The organism is Methanomassiliicoccales archaeon, from assembly GCA_014361295.1.
Taxonomy (GTDB): Archaea; Thermoplasmatota; Thermoplasmata; order Methanomassiliicoccales; family JACIVX01; genus JACIVX01.
On sequence record JACIVX010000068.1, the window covers coordinates 1 to 1,424 of the forward strand.

Annotated in this window: 1 protein-coding gene; it reads right to left on the reverse strand. The window is 41.5% G+C overall.

The annotated features are described in order from the left end of the window. Positions 1 to 1,424 (reverse strand): SBBP repeat-containing protein (locus H5T41_11125; GenBank protein MBC7109310.1); only part of this gene is annotated, 1,424 nt, incomplete at both ends.

Below are 1,424 nucleotides of genomic sequence, written 5' to 3' on the forward strand. Positions count from 1 at the left end.
GTCCTTGAATAGGCTCCAACGGTCACTGGGAAATCTGTTGAATTTGTGGATCCTGTGATGCATATGGTGTCTCCAATAGAATGTATCCCATAGCAGAAGTCATAGTCTGAGCCTCCGATGTATGTTGAGTATTCGATTTTCATTTCTGGGGAGAATTTGACGATTACAGCGTCAGATAATCCCTTAGGGCCTTGGAGTGCGTCGAGGGTTATTGGGAAGTCTGTTGAGGAGGTGTAACCTGCAATGTAAATGTTATCTGACCGGTCAATGGTTATGTCTTCGACTGAGTCGTCTTTGGATCCTCCAATGTAACTTGAATATAATATCCTGAATGATGGGTCTAATTTGACTATGAACATGTCATAGCCGCCCTTTTTGGCCTTTTGGTATGCTTCATTGGTTACTGGGAAATCTGTTGACATTGTTCGCCCTGTTATGTATATGTTGCCATTGGAGTCTAGTGTGATCCCCGTGGCTTCATCATGGTTTGATCCGCCGAATGTCATGTAATCTATTATGTTTCCGTTGTAGTCGAATTTAAATATGAATGCATCGCTGACGATAGTACCCCTTGATAGGAACTCTGGTGATCTTGTTTCACCAACTATGTATGCATTTCCGATCTCATCGGCTGCCACGCCAAGTGAGTAGTCGTCGCCCGACCCCCCTATAATGGTATAATAGATTAAGGATCCATTGTAGTTGAATTTTGCCAGGTAAGCGTCTAAAGATCCTGTGTTCATGTTTAGGGTTGATCCTGTAATGTATGCGCATCCGAACTCGTCAACATAAATGTCCCATGCATCATCTAGGTTTCCTCCGCCGAGATATGTTGAGTAGTCTAGTTTTGGGTCTATTATAAGTTCTCTGTTCTTATCGTAATCACCAACCTTGAAAGTGTATGTGTCGCCTTCAACTATGTATTCCACTGGGATATTCTCATCATCCTGGAATGCTATCGGTTTTGTCATTTCCACACTTTGAGATCCCTTTGTGATTATGAGCTGGCCATCCTCTCCAATGGAAAGTTGCGCACCTTCGATTTTTATCCTGATATTGTTCGGGTCGCTGTTTATGATGAAGATTTTCTCGATATTATCTTCATGGGCTCTGAGATTGACTTTTATACCGGGCCATACTTCTCCTAGGCTGATGGTATTCCATGTTTTAATGTTTGTCCAATTACCCTTTTTCTCGTAAATGTTAACTTTTGTTGGGGATGCTTCAATGCCTGTGACATTTAATTTGATGGGGTTTCCATTGCAGTCTGTGAATGTTTCTGTGAGGGTGATGTTCGGGTTTATTTCATGTTTTATTCCTTTTTCTGAAACATGAGTTGTACCATAAAAGGTTTTAGCATAGTATATGCTGTCATTTGTTTGGCCATGGTTTTCAATGAATGGGACGTTTAAAGAGTTTGCCGT